This is a genomic window from Cellulomonas triticagri, assembly GCF_003696205.1.
In the GTDB taxonomy this organism is placed as follows: domain Bacteria; phylum Actinomycetota; class Actinomycetes; order Actinomycetales; family Cellulomonadaceae; genus Cellulomonas; species Cellulomonas triticagri.
This window is the reverse complement of the sequence record NZ_RFFI01000098.1, coordinates 1-16,404: the sequence shown is the minus strand read 5'-3', so window position 1 is coordinate 16,404 and position 16,404 is coordinate 1. Positions and strand designations below refer to the sequence as shown.

Genomic DNA, 16,404 nt, shown 5'->3' with positions numbered 1-16,404 from the left:
CCCTGGTCGGCACCGTCGGCGGCGCGGCGTGGCGCGCGTGGGCGGCCCGCACCGGTCGCCCGGACCTGCCCGCCGCGCTGGCGGAGGACGTCACGGCGGTGACCCTGGCGGCGCTGGCCACGCGCCGCTGACGCCCGCTCCCAGCGCCGCGTCCGGACCCGGGCGCGGCGCTGTGCCGTGCTGTGCTGGGACAGACCGTGCACGGTCACAGTTGGGTCACGGTGCGATCCCGCTGCTTCCGTTCCTGCGCCTGTGCTGCTTACTGTGACCGTGCACAGCAGCAACGCGAGGGAGCGGGAACGGATGACGGAGTTCGGCTGGCCGACGGAGGGCATCTCCTACGGCGGTGACTACAACCCGGAGCAGTGGCCCCGCCACGTCTGGGACGAGGACGTCGCCCTGATGCGCGAGGCCGGGGTCAACCTGGTGAGCGTCGGGATCTTCTCCTGGGCCCTGCTCGAGCCCCGCGAGGGCGAGTACGACTTCGGCTGGCTGGACGACGTGATCGGCCTGCTGCACGCGAACGGCATCGCCGTCGACCTCGGCACCCCGACCGCCGCGCCCCCGGCGTGGTTCTACGCCACCTACCCGCAGGCGCGCGTCGTCACCCGCGACGGCACGGCCCTCGGCCCGGGCTCGCGCGGCATGGTCTCGCCGAGCTCGCCCGAGTACCGCGCGGCGTCCGCCCGCATCGCGGGCGAGCTCGCCCGCCGCTACGCCGACCACCCCGCTGTCGTCATGTGGCACATCCACAACGAGTACGGCGCCCCGGTCGGCGAGGACTTCTCGCCCGCGTCCGTCGCGGCGTTCCGGGAGTGGCTGCGCGCGCGGTACGGCTCGCTCGACGGGCTGAACGCGGCGTGGGGCACGGCCTTCTGGGGTCAGGTGTACGGCGAGTGGGAGCACGTCGGCGCCCCCGCCGCGACGGCCTCGACGCCCAACCCGGCGCAGCGCCTCGACTTCGCGCGGTTCACCGACGACCAGCTGCGCGCCTGCTTCGTCAACGAGCGCGACGCGATCCGGCAGCACGCCGCCCAGCCGGTGACCACGAACTTCATGGCGCACCAGTCGTACAACACCGACCTGTGGCGCTGGGCGCGCGAGGTCGACGTCGTCTCCGACGACCACTACCTGTGGTCCCCGGACGAGGACGGCCACGTGGGCCTCGCCCTGTCCGCCGATCTCACCCGGTCGGTCGCGCGCGGCAAGCCGTGGATCCTCATGGAGCACTCCACCTCGGCGGTGAACTGGCAGGGCCACAACATCGCCAAGCGCCCGGGGGAGATGCACCGCAACGCGCTGACCCACCTCGGTCGCGGCGCCGACGGCATCCTGTTCTTCCAGTGGCGGGCCTCGCGGTCCGGCGCGGAGAAGTTCCACTCGGCGATGCTGCCGCACGCCGGCACCGGCTCCCGGGTGTTCCGCGAGGTCGTCGACCTCGGCGCCAAGCTCGGCCGGCTGTCCGAGGTGCGGGGCTCGCGCGTGCGGGCCGATGTCGCGGTGCTCTACGACTGGGAGTCCCTGTGGGCCCAGGACCTGGAGTGGCGGCCCTCGGACGAGCTCGGCTTCCGCGAGCGGGTTCGCGCCTACTACGAGCGGCTGTGGCGCGACGGCGTCACCGTCGACTTCGCGCACCCCGAGGACGACCTGTCCGGCTACCGCCTGGTGGTCGCGCCGTCCTCCTACCTGCTGACGCAGGCCGCGGGCAAGAACCTCGCCGACTACGTCGCGCAGGGCGGCACCCTGCTGGTGTCCTGCTTCGCGGGCGTCGTGGACGAGCACGACGCGGTGCACGAGGGCGGCTTCGGCGCCCCCCTGCGCACCGCGCTCGGCCTGACCGTCGAGGAGTTCCTGCCGGTCCGCCCCCAGCACGACGTGGCCGTCGACCTCGACGGCGCGACGGTCCCCACCGCGGCGTGGAGCGAGCACCTGGTGCTCGACGGCGCCGAGGTCCGCGGCACCTACCGCGGCGGCCCCGCGGACGGCATGCCCGCGATCACCCGGCACGCGCACGGCGAGGGGCAGGGCTGGTACGTCAGCACCCGCCTGGACGTCGCGGCGCTCGCCCCCGTGCTCGCGGCGGTCTACGCCGACGCGGGCGTCGAGCCGTCGGGCCTGCCGGAGGGCGTCGAGGTCGTGGTCCGCCACGGCGACGCCCACGACTACGTCGTCGCGGTCAACCACCGCGACGAGCCGGTCACCCTCGCGGTGCCGGGCACGGACCTGCTGACCGGCACCGAGGCCGACCAGCAGCACGAGATCGGTGCGGGCGAGGTGGCGGTGCTGCGCACCACCGCCCGCCCGCAGGGGGGTGGTCGCTGACCGCACCACCGCCGGACCACCGCCCGGCCGGACCCTCCTCCGGCCGGGCGGGGCGGCGGCTCCCGCACCGCGGGGACGCACCGTGCGCCCCCGCACCCACCACGGGTCGCAACGACGCGATCGACGCTCAGCGGCGGCCCTCCTGAAAGGACGACACATGCGCAGGCACTTCGCAGCCGGCGTCGCCGCAGTGGCGACCGTGGCCCTCCTCGCCGCGTGCAGCGGCGACCCCGCCCCCACGACGACCGCCGAGGGCGACGCCCCCGCCGCGGGCTCGGCGGGCGAGCTCGTGATCTGGTCCGACGCCGAGCGCGCCGAGGCGATCAAGAACGCCGCGGCCGACTTCGAGACGGACACCGGCGCGACCGTCACGGTCGTGCAGAAGAACTTCGAGGACCTGCGCGCGGACTTCCTCGCCCAGGTCCCCACCGGCGAGGGCCCGGACATCACCGTCGGCGCCAACGACTGGCTCGGCGAGTTCGTCGAGTCCGGCGTGGTCGACACGATCAGCCTCGGCTCGCGGGCCGCGGACTTCGAGCAGGTCACCCTCGACGCGTTCACCTACGACGGCCAGCTGTACGCGCTGCCGTACGCGCAGGAGACCGTCGCGCTCATCCAGAACACCGCGCTGGTCGGCGACACCGCGCCGCAGACCTTCGACGAGATGATCCAGATGGCGACGGACGCCGGGTTCGGCGACCGCCCGTTCATCCTCTACACCAACGGCGCCGAGGGTGACATGTACACCTCGTACGCGTTCCAGACGTCGTTCGGCGCCCCGGTGTTCGTCCAGGACGAGGACGGCTCGTACACCTCCGAGGTCGGCATGGGCGGCGAGCAGGGTCTCGCCTACGCGCGCTGGATCCAGGCCAACGGCTCCGCCGGCACCGGCTACTTCACCGACACCGTCGACTACGACATCGGCAACGAGCTGTTCGCGAGCGGCCAGTCGCCGTTCATCGTGCAGGGCCCGTGGACCATCCCGACGTTCCAGGACGCGGGCGTCGAGGTCGCGGTGAACCCGATCCCGTCCGCCGGCGGCGAGACCGCCGCGCCGTTCGTCGGCGTGCAGGGCTTCTACCTGTCGGCGCAGTCGGACAACGCGCTGCTCGCCAACGAGTTCCTCGCGAACTACGTCGCCACCGACGAGGCGCAGCAGGCCCTGTACGAGGCCGACCCGCGCATCCCGGCGCTCACGGCCGTGGCCGAGGACGTCAGCGACGACCCGGTCATCGCCGGGTTCCTCGCCGCCGCGCAGAACGGCGTGCCCATGCCGAACATCCCCGAGATGGGCGCCGTCTGGGACTTCTGGAACGCCGCGCAGATCGCGCTGATCACCGGCCAGGACCCCGACAGCACCTGGACCTCCATGGTCGCCAGCGTGGAGCAGGCGATCGGCTGACCCACAGCGCGGGCGGGGCGTGCGCGCCCCGCCCGCGCGCCGCACCCCCCGGCCGCCCCAGGCGCCACCCCAGCACGAGGAGCAACGATGTCCGTCGGCACGCGAACCGCCGAGCACCCACCCGGCACCCCGCCCGACCGCCCCGACGAGCGGGCGCCCCGCGAGTCGCACGCCCGCGACTGGCGCGGCCTCGGCTGGGGCTTCCTGGTGAAGCTCGCGCTGATGGCGGTCGTGAACGCGGGCGGCGTGCTCGCCATCCTGTCGGCGTACCAGGTGGGCGCGTGGGTCGTGCTGGGCGCGCTGGTCGTGCTGCTCGCGGCCGCGGACTGGATCTACTTCGCCCGCCGCACGCTGCCCCTGAAGTACATGTTCCCGGGCCTGGTCTTCCTGGTCGTGTTCCAGATGTTCACGCTCGGGTACACCGGGTACGTGGCCTTCACGAACTACGGCACCGGCCACCTCGGCAGCATGCAGCAGGCGGTCGACGCCGCGCTGATCCAGGACGAGCGCCAGGTCGAGGACTCCCCGGAGTACCCCCTCGCGGTCGTGCGGGACGGCGACGCGCTCGGGTTCGCGGTCAACGACGACGGCACCGTCCGGGTCGGCACCGCCGAGGAGCCCCTCGAGACGGTCGGCGGCGCGCAGGTCGACGACCGCGGCACGCCCGTCGCGGTGCCCGGCTGGGAGGTCGTGCCGCGCGCGCAGCTGTTCTCCGACGCCGACCTGCAGGCCGAGGTCGTCGCCCTGCGCGTCCCGGTGTCCGGCGACGCCGAGGACGGCTCGCTGCGCACCCGCGAGGGCTCCACCGCGTCGGTGTACACCTCCCGGCTGGAGTGGGACCCCGCGGCGCAGACGATCACCAACACCGAGACCGGCGCCGTCTACAGCCCGTCCGACCGGGGGCAGTTCGTCACCGAGGACGGCGAGCGCCTCGCCGCCGGCTGGTACGTCAACGTCGGCTTCGACAACTTCGTCCGGGCGTTCACCGACGCCACCTACGCCGGCCCGCTGCTCAAGGTCGCGGCGTGGACGTTCGCGTTCGCGATCCTCACCGTGCTCACCAGCTTCGGGCTGGGCCTGCTGTTCGCGCTGATCTACAACGACCCGCGCATCCGGGGCCGCAAGATCCTGCGGACGCTGTTCATCCTCCCGTACGCCTTCCCCGCGTTCATGTCCGCGCTGCTGTGGCGCGGCATGCTCAACGCCGAGTTCGGCGTCATCAACGACTGGTTCTTCCTCGGCGCGAACATCGGCTGGCTCAGCGACCCGTGGCTCGCGAAGATCGCGATCCTCTGGGTCAACCTGTGGCTCAGCTACCCGTACTGGTTCCTCGTCACCACCGGCGCGCTGCAGGCGCTGCCCGGCGACGTGATGGAGGCCGCCCGGGTCGACGGCGCGGGGCGGTGGCGGCAGTTCCGCTCGATCACCCTGCCGATGCTCATGGTGTCGACCGCGCCGCTCGCCATCGCGTCGTTCGCCTTCAACTTCAACAACTTCACGATCATCTACATGCTCACCGGCGGCGGGCCCGCGTTCTCCGGGTCCAGCACCCCGATGGGCTCGACCGACATCCTCATCTCCGCGATCTACCAGATCTCCGGGGTGTCGGGCGGCCGCGCCGACTACGGCCTGGCCAGTGCCCTGTCCATCGTGGTGTTCGTCGTGATCGGCGTCATCTCCGCCCTGGCGTTCCGCCAGACCCGCAAGCTCGAGGAGATCTGACATGGCTGCCGTCGAGACCCCGGTCCGCACCGGGAGCACGAACCGCCCGACGCGCGCCCGGCGCGCCCGCTGGTGGGCGGACGTCGGCTGGAAGTACCCGGTCGGCCTCGTCATCATCTTCTACGCGGTGTTCCCGCTGGTGTACGCGCTGTCCGCCGCGCTGAACCCGAACGGCTCGCTCGCCGGGTCCAGCTCGCTGTTCCGCACGATCGGCCTGGACAACTTCGCCGCCCTCGGCGACACGATGTACTGGACGTGGGTGACGAACACCCTGGTCATCGGCGGCATCGCGTCGTTCGGCGCCGTGCTCATGGGCGCCGCCGCGGCCTACGCGTTCTCCCGCTTCCGGTTCCAGGGGCGGCGCGCGTCGCTGACGACGCTGCTGATCATCCAGATGTTCCCGCAGACCGTGGCGTTCGTCGCGGTGTTCCTGCTGCTCATCTCGCTCGGCAACGTCATCCCGGCGCTGGGCGTGAACTCCCGGATCGCGCTGATCTGCGTGTACCTGGGCGGCGCGCTCGGGGCGAACACGTTCCTCATGTACGGGTTCTTCAACTCCGTGCCGCGGGAGATCGACGAGGCCGCCCGCATCGACGGCGCCACCCACTCGCAGATCTACTGGCGGCTGATCATGCCGCTGGTCACGCCGATCCTCGCCGTGGTGGCGCTGCTGGCGTTCATCTCCGCGTTCGGCGACTTCATCCTCGCCCGCATCGTGCTGACCAGCGAGGAGAACTGGACGCTCGCCGTCGGCATGTACCAGTGGGTGTCCAACCAGCTGACGTCGCGCTGGGGCCTGTTCGCGGCGGGCGCGGTCATCGGGTCGATCCCGGTGCTGGCGCTGTTCCTGTCGCTGCAGCGGTACATCGTCGGCGGGCTGTCGGCGGGGTCGGTCAAGGGCTGAGGCACGCGCGCCGCGGGAATCCTCCCCGCGGCGCGCGGCCACCGTCGGGCACGGACGCCCGACGGTGCAGGGGGACCACGGACGGGTGGGCGGGCGCGCGATCCGGCGCGCCGTCACGGGGTCGAGCACGGGAGGACCGGTCGATGAGGACGGGACCACGACGGGGAGCGCGCGCGGTCGCGCTGGCCGCGGCGCTGACGATGACGGGGGTGGCCGGCATGTCCGGTCTGGGCGCGGCGGCGGTGGCCGCCGACGAGCCCGTGCCGGTCGAGGCGGGCATCACGGTGCCGCGCGTCGACGGCATGGGGGAGGACTGGATCAACGGCGCGGACTTCTCGTCCGTGCTGTCGCTGGAGGAGTCCGGGGTGGTGTTCCGGGACGCGTCCGGGCAGCCCGCCGACGTGTTCGAGGTCCTCGCCGACGCGGGCGTGAACTACGCCCGCATCCGGGTGTGGAACGAGCCGTACAGCAGCGTCGACCCGTCCCTCGGCTACGGCGCCGGGAACGTGGACGCCGAGCGCGCGGTCGAGATCGGCCGCCGCGCCACCGCCGCCGGGATGCGGGTGCTGGTCAACTTCCACTACTCCGACTTCTGGGCGCACCCCGGGCAGCAGCGGTCCCCGCGCGCCTGGACCGGTCTGGACCTCGACCAGCGGGTCGACGCCCTGCACGACTACACGGCGGACACGCTGCAGGCGATGGCGGACGCGGGCGTGGACGTCGGCATGGTGCAGATCGGCAACGAGACGACCGGCGGCGAGATCGCCGGGGTCAGCGGCTGGGACAGCACGGCCCGGCTGTTCCAGGCGGGCTCGGAGGCGGTGCGCGAGACGCTCGGCCCCGACGTCAAGGTGGCCGTGCACTTCACCAACCCGGAGCGCGCCGGGCAGTACGCCGCCGCCGCGAAGGCCCTGGACGACCGGGGCGTCGACTACGACGTCTTCCTGTCCTCCTACTACGCGTTCTGGCACGGCAGCCTCGCCAACCTCACGGCGGTGCTGGACCAGGTCGCCACCACCTACGACAAGGAGGTGGCGGTCGCCGAGACGTCCTGGGCGTCCACGCTGGAGGACGGCGACGGGTACCCGAACGTCATCCGCACCACGCCGACCGCGTACTCCGCGTCCGTGCAGGGTCAGGCGCTCGCGATCCGAGACGTCATGCAGGCCGTCGCCGACGTGTCCGACGGGCGCGGCATCGGCACCTTCTACTGGGAGCCCGCGTGGCTGCCGGTCGGCCCGCCCGAGGACGTCGACGCCAACCGGGTGCTCTGGGAGCAGCACGGCTCCGGCTGGGCGGCGTCGCACTCCGCGGAGTTCTACGCCCCGACCGGCGAGGACTACGGCGGCTCGTCCTGGGACAACCAGGCGCTGTTCGCCTTCGACGGCACCCCGCTGGAGTCGCTGCGGGTCTACGAGTACGCGCGCACCGGCTCGGTCGGCCCGCGCGAGCTCGACGCCGTCGAGCAGCCCCGCCTGACCGTCGTCGCCGGCGACCCCGTCACCCTGCCCGGCACCGTCCGGGTGTCGTACACCGACGGCACCACCGAGGACGAGGCCGTCACCTGGCAGGACGACCCGGCGTGGCTGCTCGGCCCCGGCACCTACACGTTCGCCGGGACCAGCGCGGGCGGGCACGCGGTCGCCGCGACCGTCACCGTCCTCGCCGACGCGGGGGTGGGCGAGAACCTCGTCGCCAACGGCGGGTTCGAGGACGGCGCCGCCCCGTGGACCGGCACCGGCACGGGCTACACGATCAGCTCGAACGAGAACCCGTACGCCGGGGCGCGGTCGCTGCACTTCTGGAGCGCCACGCCGTACACCTTCACCGTCGAGCAGACGGTCACCGGCGTCCCCGCCGGGCAGTACCGGCTGTCCGCCCGCGCGCAGGGCGACGGGGCCGGCGCCACGGACACGCTGCAGATCTCCGCGAGCTCCGGCATCTCCTCGGTGACGACGGACTTCGCGCTCGCCGGGTGGGCGAACTGGCAGCACCCGCAGACCGACGTGCTGAACGTCGGCTCCGACGGGGTCGTCGTGGTCTCCACCTCCGCCGCCCTGGGCGCCGGGGCGTGGGGGAGCATCGACGAGGTCGAGCTCGTCGCCGTCGCCCCGCAGGCCGTCGCGGACACCGCGGCCCTGCGGGACCTGGTCGACCGGGCCGCCGCCGTCGACCGCGCCGCGTACACCGCCGGCTCGGTGGCGGTGCTCGACGCGGCCGTGGGGCGCGCGGACTTCGTGCTCCGCGCCGCCGCACCCGACCAGGCCACGGTGGACGGGGCGGCGGGCGCGCTGACCAGCGCGCTCGACGGCCTGGTCCCGGTGTCCGGCCCGACCCCCGGACCCGGGGAGCCGACGCCCGGTGAACCGACCCCCGGCGAGCCCGAGCCCGACACCCCCACCGCCACCGTGTCCGCGACCACCGTGCGTGCGGGCGGCACCGTCACCCTCACCCTCGCCGGTCTGCCCGGCGAGCAGGTGGAGGTCGGCGTCGCCTCCGTGTACCAGCGGCTCGCGACGGTGGGCCTCGTGGACGGCGGCGCCACCGTCACCGTGACGATCCCCGCCGACCTCGCACCCGGCCTGCACCACCTGCAGGTGCGGGACGCGACCGGCGCCGTGCTCGTCGAGGTGCCGATCACCGTGCTCGCCGCGGGCGGGGGCGCGCTCGCGGCCACCGGTGCGGCGGGCGTCGGCCTCGCGGGCGCCGCCGCTCTGGCCCTCGTCGCCGGGGGCGTCGCGCTGCTGGTGCGCCGCCGCACGGTCGCGCTGCGCCCGGTCGCCTCGGACGCCGGGCGCTGAGCAGCGTGACCACCCGACCCGCCCCCGCCGTCGCCGCCCTGCGCGCGGCGGCGGGGGTGGGTACGGCGCGCTGCGACCACCAGGGGGTGTCGTGGTCGTAAGGTCAGGGTCCGTGGACTCACCCGCGCGACGGCGCCCGACGATCCGCGACGTCGCCGCCACCGCCGGCGTGTCGCGCGGCACGGTGTCCCGGGTGCTCAACGGCGGCCACTGGGTGTCGCCCGAGGCGCTCGCCGCCGTGCAGGAGGCGATCCGCAGCACCGGGTACGCCGCGAACCAGCACGCCCGCAGCCTCGTCACCGGTCGGTCGAACTCGGTGGCGTTCCTGCTCACCGAGCCGCAGCACCTGCTGTTCGAGGACCCGACGTTCTCGATCCTGCTGCGGGCCGCCGCCGAGGCGCTGGCCACCCGCGAGATGCCGTTGCTGCTCATGGTCGCGGGTACCCAGCAGGAGCGGCGCCGGATCACCGACTACGTCGCCGCCGGGCACGTCGACGGCGTCCTGCTGATCTCCTCGCACCGGGGCAACCCGGTGGTGGGCGAGCTGCTCCGCCAGGGCGTGCCGACCATCGCGTGCGGCGAGCCGCTGGGCTACGAGGACAGCATCGGGTGGGTGTCCGCCGACGACCTCGGCGGCGCGCGCCGGATGACCGAGCACCTGCTCGCGCGCGGCCGGACCCGGGTCGCGACGATCACCGGCCCGCAGGACACCCCGGGCGGCGTGCGGCGGCTGCTCGGTTTCCGCGAGGCGCTGGGCGACGCGTTCGACCCGGACCTCGTCGCGCACGGGGACTACACCCGCGCGGGCGGCCAGGCCGCGATGCGCGAGCTCCTCGACCGGCGGCCCGACCTCGACGGGGTGTTCGTCGCCTCGGACCTCATGGCCGCGGGCGCGATCGTCGCGCTGCGCGACGCCGGGCGCAGCGTCCCCGGCGACGTCGCCGTCGGCGGCTTCGACGACTCCGGCCTCGCCGCCACCCTAGAGCCCGCCCTGACCACGATGCGCCAGCCCTTCGAGCGCATCGCCGAGGAGATGATCCGCCTCCTGCTGGAGGTGGTGGAGGGCGCCGACCCCGCCCGCATCACCCTGCCCACCACCCTGGTCGAGCGCGCGAGCACCTGAGCCGCTCGCCACGACGCTAGGGTCGGCGCATGAGTGGGTCGCTGATGCTGCTGGACTCCGCGTCGCTGTACTTCCGCGCGTTCTACGGGGTGCCCGATTCGATGCGCTCGCCGGCGGGGGAGCCCGTGAACGCCGTGCGCGGGCTGCTCGACATGATCGCCCGGCTGGTGACCGACCACCGCCCGGACCGTCTGGTCGCGTGCTGGGACGAGGACTGGCGCCCGGAGTTCCGCGTCGCGGCCATCCCGTCGTACAAGGCGCACCGCGCGGTCGGGGGAGCGGAGGCGGCCGCGGCGGCGCTCGCGGGCGGGCCCCCGGCGGTCGAGGAGGTCCCGGACGCGCTCGCCCCGCAGGTCCCGGTGATCGCGGAGGTGCTGGCGGCGCTCGGCATCGCGCGTGCCGGGGCCGCGGGCTTCGAGGCCGACGACGTCATCGGCACGCTCACCGCGCGCGAGGTCGCGCGCCCGCCGGGGGAGCGACGCCCGGTCCTGGTCGTCACCGGTGACCGCGACCTGTTCCAGCTCGTCGACGACGACGTCCCGGTGCGGGTCCTGTACCCGGTGCGGGGCATCAAGGACCCCGACGTGGTCGACGTCGCCCGGCTGCGGGAGAAGTACGCGGTGGCGTCAGGCCCGGCGTACGCCGACATGGCGGTGCTGCGCGGCGACCCGAGCGACGGCCTGCCGGGCGTCGCGGGCATCGGCGAGAAGACCGCCGCGACCCTGCTGGAGCGGTACGGCACGCTCGACGCCGTGCGCGCCGCGGCCCTCGACCCGGGCGACCGGGGCCTCACGGTGACGCAGCGGCGGCGGCTGCTGGAGGCGTCCGACTACCTCGACGTCGCCCCGGCGGTCGTGCACGTCGCCGCGGACGCCCCGGTGGTCCTCGCCGACGGCACCGACCCCGCCGCCCCGGACGCGTTCGCGGTCCCGCGCGAGCCCGCCGACCCCGAGGCCCTGGTCGACCTCACGGAGCGCTGGGGCCTGGACTCCAGCGTCCGCCGGGTGCTGTCCGCCCTCGCGGCTCGCTGAGCCCGCCGGCGATCCCGCAGCGGCCGGGGACGCCGAAGGGGGTCACCGCCCCCCGGTGACCCCCTCCGCGCGACCGCTCGGGTCGCGTCCGCGGTCCGTCTCCCGCGCCGGTGGTTCCCCGGCCGTCCGGACCGCCCTCGGGCGCGCACCCGGTCCCCCCTGGCCGGGTGCGCGCCGGTGGCGTCAGCGCACCTTCAGCACCCCCAGCGCGAGCGTCGGCGTGTAGCCGCCGTCCCCGGTGTAGAGCGCGGTCAGCACGGTGGTGCCGCGCACGGCCGGCAGCGTCACGGTCGCGGCGCCGTCGGTCAGCGGCACCGTCGCGACGGGTCGCAGCCCGGCGAGCAGCGTCACCTTGCCGCCCGCGACCGGGGCGCCCTCGCCGCCACCGACGCGCACGGTGACCTCGGGCGTCGCCCCGCGGGACACGGTCCAGGACGCCGTCTCCAGCGCGATGTCCGGGACGGTGGCGATCACCCGGTACGCCCGCTGGGTCTGCGACCCGGTGACGTCCGCGCTGCCGGTGTACACGGCCGTGAGGGTGTGCGACCCGGCCTTCAGGTCCCGCGGCAGGGCGATCGTCGCCGCCGCCGTGGTGCCGTCCCCGGCGACCAGGTCGCCGGTCGCCAGCACGGTGTCCCGCTCGCGGATCTCGACGGTGCCGGTCGGGACCGTGCCCTGGCCGGTGACGGTCACGGTCGCGCCCACCTCGGACCCGTAGCGGCCCGAGTTCTGCGTGAGCGTCACCTTGGTCGTCGAACCGGCCGGCTTCACGTCGACCGTGACGGGCTCCGACGTCGAGCCCGCCCACGCCCCGGAGTCGGGGGTGTACACCGCCGTGAGGGTGTGCGAGCCGCCGCCGAGGCGGGCGGTCGCGGTGGCCGTGCCGCCGGTGACCGGGGCGGTCGCGATCTCGGTGTCGCCCTCGCGGAACGACACCGTGCCCGTGGCCTCGGCCGGGTCGACGGTGGCCGTCAGCGTGACGTCCTTGCCGACCTTCGCGCCGCCGCTGACCGCGAGGGTCGTGCTGGTGGGCGTGGCCTCAGGCACGGCGACGTCGAGCACCTGGGCCCGCGTCGTCGGGTCGGCGTTGTGGCTGTGCAGCACCAGCAGCTGCACGTCCTGCGCCCCGGCCGAGCGGTGCGTGGTGATCTGGGCGCCGTCGGCACCGCGGTACCAGAGCGCGTCGGTGACCCCGGCGTCGAACCAGTACGGCGGCTCGAACGCGTCGACCGTGAACGCGTCGGCGGAGTCGAGCACGCCCGACGGGTCGGCGGCGTAGTCGGAGTACGTCCAGACGCTCACCGACGGGGTGGCGCCCGGCTCGAGGCCCAGAGCGGCGATCCCGACCGGCGCGACCAGCACCGAGTTGTCGAAGACCGTCGTGTCGACGTCGCCGAAGTACCCGTTGACGCCCTGGATGTCGAGCGTCTCGCCCGTCTCCAGGTCGGCGGTCACCGCGACGGTGACGTCGGTCGCGGCGTTGAGCTTCTGCACGACCGTCTGCGCGTCGGGCGTCCCGTCGCCGTCGGTGTCCCAGTCGATGACCGGGAGCACGGCCTGGCCGAGCGTCGCCCAGTCGCCGTCCACCGCGATGCCGACCCCGAGGTACCCGTCGGCGGGGTCGCCCCCGGCGGCGGCGTGCTGCGGGGCGGTGGAGGCCCAGCCGACCCAGCGCAGGTCGCCGGATGCGACGGCGGACTCCGAGGTGATGAACCCGGGCACGTCCTCCAGCTTCGGGCTGGTCGCGCCGAGCACCAGCGGCGCCGCGAGCGACGTCCAGCCGCCCGCGTCCACGCCGCGGCCCGACAGGGTCAGCGGGGCCGAGGTGGCACCGGCGTCGGCGAACTCCGGCGCGGTGGCCGTGAGCTCGCTGACCAGGCGCGGGGCGGCCTGCACCGGCACCCGCAGCTCGGTGTCGCCCGAGGTCAGCACGAGCCGGCCGGACAGCGCGGCGACGTACTCGCGGGGCACCCCGGCCTGGTTCACCGCGGAGGTGGGGTCGATCTCCCGCTCCAGGGTGGCCGGGTCGGCGGTGAGCGTCAGCGTGACCAGCCGCTGCTGGCCCGCGGGGACCGTGACCGTGGCGGGCGACGTGGTGATGGTCGCGCCGCCGGTGGTCGTCGCCGCCGCGAAGGCGGTGTCGTAGGTGACGGCCTCGGTGCCGGTGTTCTGCACCGTGACGGTCTTGCGCAGCGTGACGGTCTCGGCGCCGACGTCCACGATCCCGAACGTCACGGACACCTGGTCCGGGTCCTCCGAGCCGTAGGCGAGCACGGTGTCGGCGACGGCGGCGCGGGCGTCCACCCGGCCGGAGCCGACCCGCTGCGGGCCGTACGACGTGCCGGACTGGTTCGCGCCGGTCCACACGTCGTGCGTCGCGGTGTTCATGACCGCGGCCTTCACCTGTGCGGGCGTCCACCCGGGCTGGGTGGCGCGGACCAGGGCGGCGATGCCCGCGACGTGCGGGGCGGACATCGAGGTGCCGGACAGGGAGTGCGCGGCGTTGCCGGTGCCGGAGGCCGCCGAGAAGATCAGCGTGCCGGGCGCGGCGACGTCGGGCTTGATGATGCCGAGCGAGCCGTGCGCACCCCGGGACGAGCCCGGGTTGAGCGCGTCGCCGACCTCGTCGGCGGTGACTGTCGCGGCGAGCGACGGGCCGATGTGCGCGGTGACGCCGCCCGCCTGGATGGCGGGGAGCAGCGCGGCGGTGGACGACGCGGTGAGCTGCGCGCCCGGGATCGTGGCGTTGCCCGCGATGCCGGCCGAGAACACGGTGCTCTCGGTGCCGATCAGCACACCGGCCGCGCCGGCGGCCTCGGCGTTGTTCCACCGGGCGCCGCTGCCGCACGCGCGGGTGGCGTCGTCGTCGTCCCACCACAGGTAGACGATGTTCCCGGTGATCTGCGCGGCGTACTCGTCCAGCGGCGCGCAGCCGTCGACCCCGTCGCCGAGGTAGACCACCGGGGCGGTGACGTCCTCGGTGCCGGTGTAGCTGATGGAGTTCTGCGCGGAGTACGTACGGACCAGCGCGGGGTCGGTCGCCGCGGTGACCTCGACGCCGTCGTAGGTCTGCGGGCTGCCGACGGAGTTCGCGACGGTCAGGCCGGACGCGGACGAGCCCGGGGACCCGCCGACGTCGGTGATGTCGGCGGAGTTGCCCGCGCTGAGCACCGCGAGGGTGCCGAGGTCGGACAGCCGGTCGATCAGCAGGTTGTCCGGGTCGTCGGACGGGGTGGCCGAGGCGCCGAGCGACAGGTTGACCACGTCGAGGTGGTCGCTGAAGTCGCCGTCGCCGTCCGGGTCGGCGGCCCAGTCGAGGGCGAGGCCGGTGAGGTCCGTGGACCCGCCGATGTCGCCGAACACCTTGAGCGCGTACAGCCCGGCCTCCGGGGCCGAGCCCGGGCCGACCTCCCAGTCGGACAGGTCGGTCAGCGTGCTGTAGTCCCCGGCGAACGTCGTGCCGTCCGGCTGCACGCCGTAGCCGGCGGCCGTGCCCGCGACGTGGGTGCCGTGCCCGGAGTTGTCCGAGGTGTAGAGGCTGTCGATCGGGTTGTCGTCCGGGCTCGGCGTCGTGGTCGCGCCGGGCAGCTCGGAGTTCGGGTCGGCGTCGTACAGCGGGCCCGCGAAGTCGTAGCCGCCCAGGTACTTGGCCGGGTCGAACAGCCCCTCGGGCACCGGCTGCGTGCCGTCCTCGCCGTAGGCGGCGGCGTACGCCTCGAGCGTGCCGGGCCCGCCGAACGCGGCGTGCGTGTAGTCGATGCCGGTGTCGATGACGCCGACGCGGACGCCCTCACCGGTCTGGCCGGTGTCCTGCCACACCTGGAGCGCCCGGGTGAACGCGTCGGAGGAGGAGTTGTCGGCGGTCTTCGTGGTGACGCGGTAGACGGCGACCACGGAGTCCGACGCGGCGAGGTCCCGGACCTGCGCGGCGTCGCCGGTGACCAGCGTGCCAGCGACCAGGTTGGACAGCGTCGCGATGCGCTGCGGCCCGACGGCCGCGGCGCGCGCGGTGGCGTCGGGCGAGCCCTCGGCGGGCACCACGGCCTCGGCGACCTGCTCGACCTGGGCGGTGGCCTCCTGCACGGCGGCGGCGTCGCCACCGGCCTCCGCGACGTCCAGGCCGGACTCCGCGTCGAGCTGCACGAACGCGGTCACCGTCCCGTCGGCGTCCGCGAGCCCGGGGGCGATCTTCCCGTCGAGCTGCTGCGCGGCCTGGTCGGCGGCGACCGGGTCGCCCGCCGCCGTGCCCAGCCCGCCGGGCGAGCCGGGGGCCGGGGGAGACCCGGCGGCGGTGGCCGCGCCCCCGACGGTGGTGGTGGCGACGAGCGCCAGGGCGGTCAACGAGGCGCGGAGCGAGCGTCGCGGCATGAGGATCCGATCGTCGGGCGGCCAGGCGTGCACGTCCGCATGACAGGAAGTCATGCGGCAGGTGACTGGTGGCTCACTGTACGAAGATCTGGGCGATTCGTCACGGTTTCGCCACACATTGCTCGCTCAGTGGCTGTTCAGGGATCGCACAGGAGGGTGACCGCGCTCACAAAAGGGGCCCGCTGGCTGCGGAATCACGCGGAACCGACCGCGCGGTAGGTCTCACCAGCGGATTCCCCGGATGAGGCGTTCGGGTGTGAGGGACTCGTGAAGATCCGCACCGGCCATCGTCACGGCATCTCCGCGCATCGGTCGCCTCGCCCCCCGACGACCCCGAGGTCCGGTTCGTAGCCTCGACCCCCGTGAGTGACCGCATGCCCTCCGCGCGACGCCCGTCCCGCGGTCGGCACGCAGCCCCTGCTCCGGCACCCACCCTCCCTCCCGTCCCTCCACGGGAGAGCGGTGCCGAGCGGTCGGCGACGCCCCCCGCGCCCGCCGACGCCCCCGCCGTCCCGACGGCACCCGCGTCCCGTCCCGGGGCGCCGTCCGCGTCGAACCCGACGACCCCGACAGAAGGTGCAGTCCCCACAGCCGTGACGTCCCTCCCCGCCACGCCCTCCAGCCCGGCCACGCCCGCACCCGCCGCCACGCCCCCGGCTGCCCCGGCCGACCTCGTCGTGCCCGGGACCGCCGGCGTCGCCCGCCCCCGCGGCCGCCGCGCCGCCGGACCC

General features: G+C 74.5%; 8 protein-coding genes. 7 read left to right on the top strand and 1 reads right to left on the bottom strand.

All coding sequences use genetic code 11. The features are described 5' to 3' along the window. Window positions 1-303 precede the first annotated feature (303 nt). The 7 genes from EBM89_RS15535 to EBM89_RS15505 all read left to right on the top strand — a co-directional run bounded on the left by EBM89_RS15535 (window position 304) and on the right by EBM89_RS15505 (window position 11,305). Complete coding sequence (locus EBM89_RS15535; protein ID WP_122150507.1) at window positions 304-2,322, top strand: beta-galactosidase; 2,019 nt, start codon at window positions 304-306, stop codon at window positions 2,320-2,322. Between the two features lie 157 nt (window positions 2,323-2,479). Then, window positions 2,480-3,724, top strand: coding sequence for a sugar ABC transporter substrate-binding protein (locus tag EBM89_RS15530; RefSeq protein WP_122150505.1), 1,245 nt, complete (start codon window positions 2,480-2,482; stop codon window positions 3,722-3,724). Window positions 3,725-3,811: 87 nt separating this feature from the next. Further along, window positions 3,812-5,446 (top strand): ABC transporter permease subunit, encoded by a 1,635-nt coding sequence (locus EBM89_RS15525; RefSeq protein WP_122150503.1) that lies wholly within the window; start codon window positions 3,812-3,814, stop codon window positions 5,444-5,446. 1 nt (window position 5,447) lies between these two features. Next, window positions 5,448-6,350 (top strand): sugar ABC transporter permease, encoded by a 903-nt coding sequence (locus EBM89_RS15520; RefSeq protein ID WP_122150501.1) that lies wholly within the window; start codon window positions 5,448-5,450, stop codon window positions 6,348-6,350. Window positions 6,351-6,493: 143 nt separating this feature from the next. Continuing rightward, window positions 6,494-9,151 carry a glycosyl hydrolase 53 family protein gene (locus tag EBM89_RS15515; protein ID WP_122150499.1) on the top strand — a complete coding sequence of 886 codons (2,658 nt, stop codon included), beginning with the start codon at window positions 6,494-6,496 and terminating at the stop codon, window positions 9,149-9,151. Window positions 9,152-9,263: 112 nt separating this feature from the next. After that, window positions 9,264-10,274 (top strand): LacI family DNA-binding transcriptional regulator, encoded by a 1,011-nt coding sequence (locus EBM89_RS15510; protein WP_122150497.1) that lies wholly within the window; start codon window positions 9,264-9,266, stop codon window positions 10,272-10,274. A 29-nt stretch (window positions 10,275-10,303) separates the two neighbouring features. Beyond that, complete coding sequence (locus EBM89_RS15505) at window positions 10,304-11,305, top strand: 5'-3' exonuclease (protein ID WP_233571778.1); 1,002 nt, start codon at window positions 10,304-10,306, stop codon at window positions 11,303-11,305. Between the two features lie 183 nt (window positions 11,306-11,488). Here the strand turns inward: EBM89_RS15505 and EBM89_RS15500 are convergent, their stop codons facing one another. Next, complete coding sequence (locus EBM89_RS15500; RefSeq protein WP_122150493.1) at window positions 11,489-15,673, bottom strand: S8 family serine peptidase; 4,185 nt, start codon at window positions 15,671-15,673, stop codon at window positions 11,489-11,491. Between the last annotated feature and the right edge of the window lie 731 nt (window positions 15,674-16,404).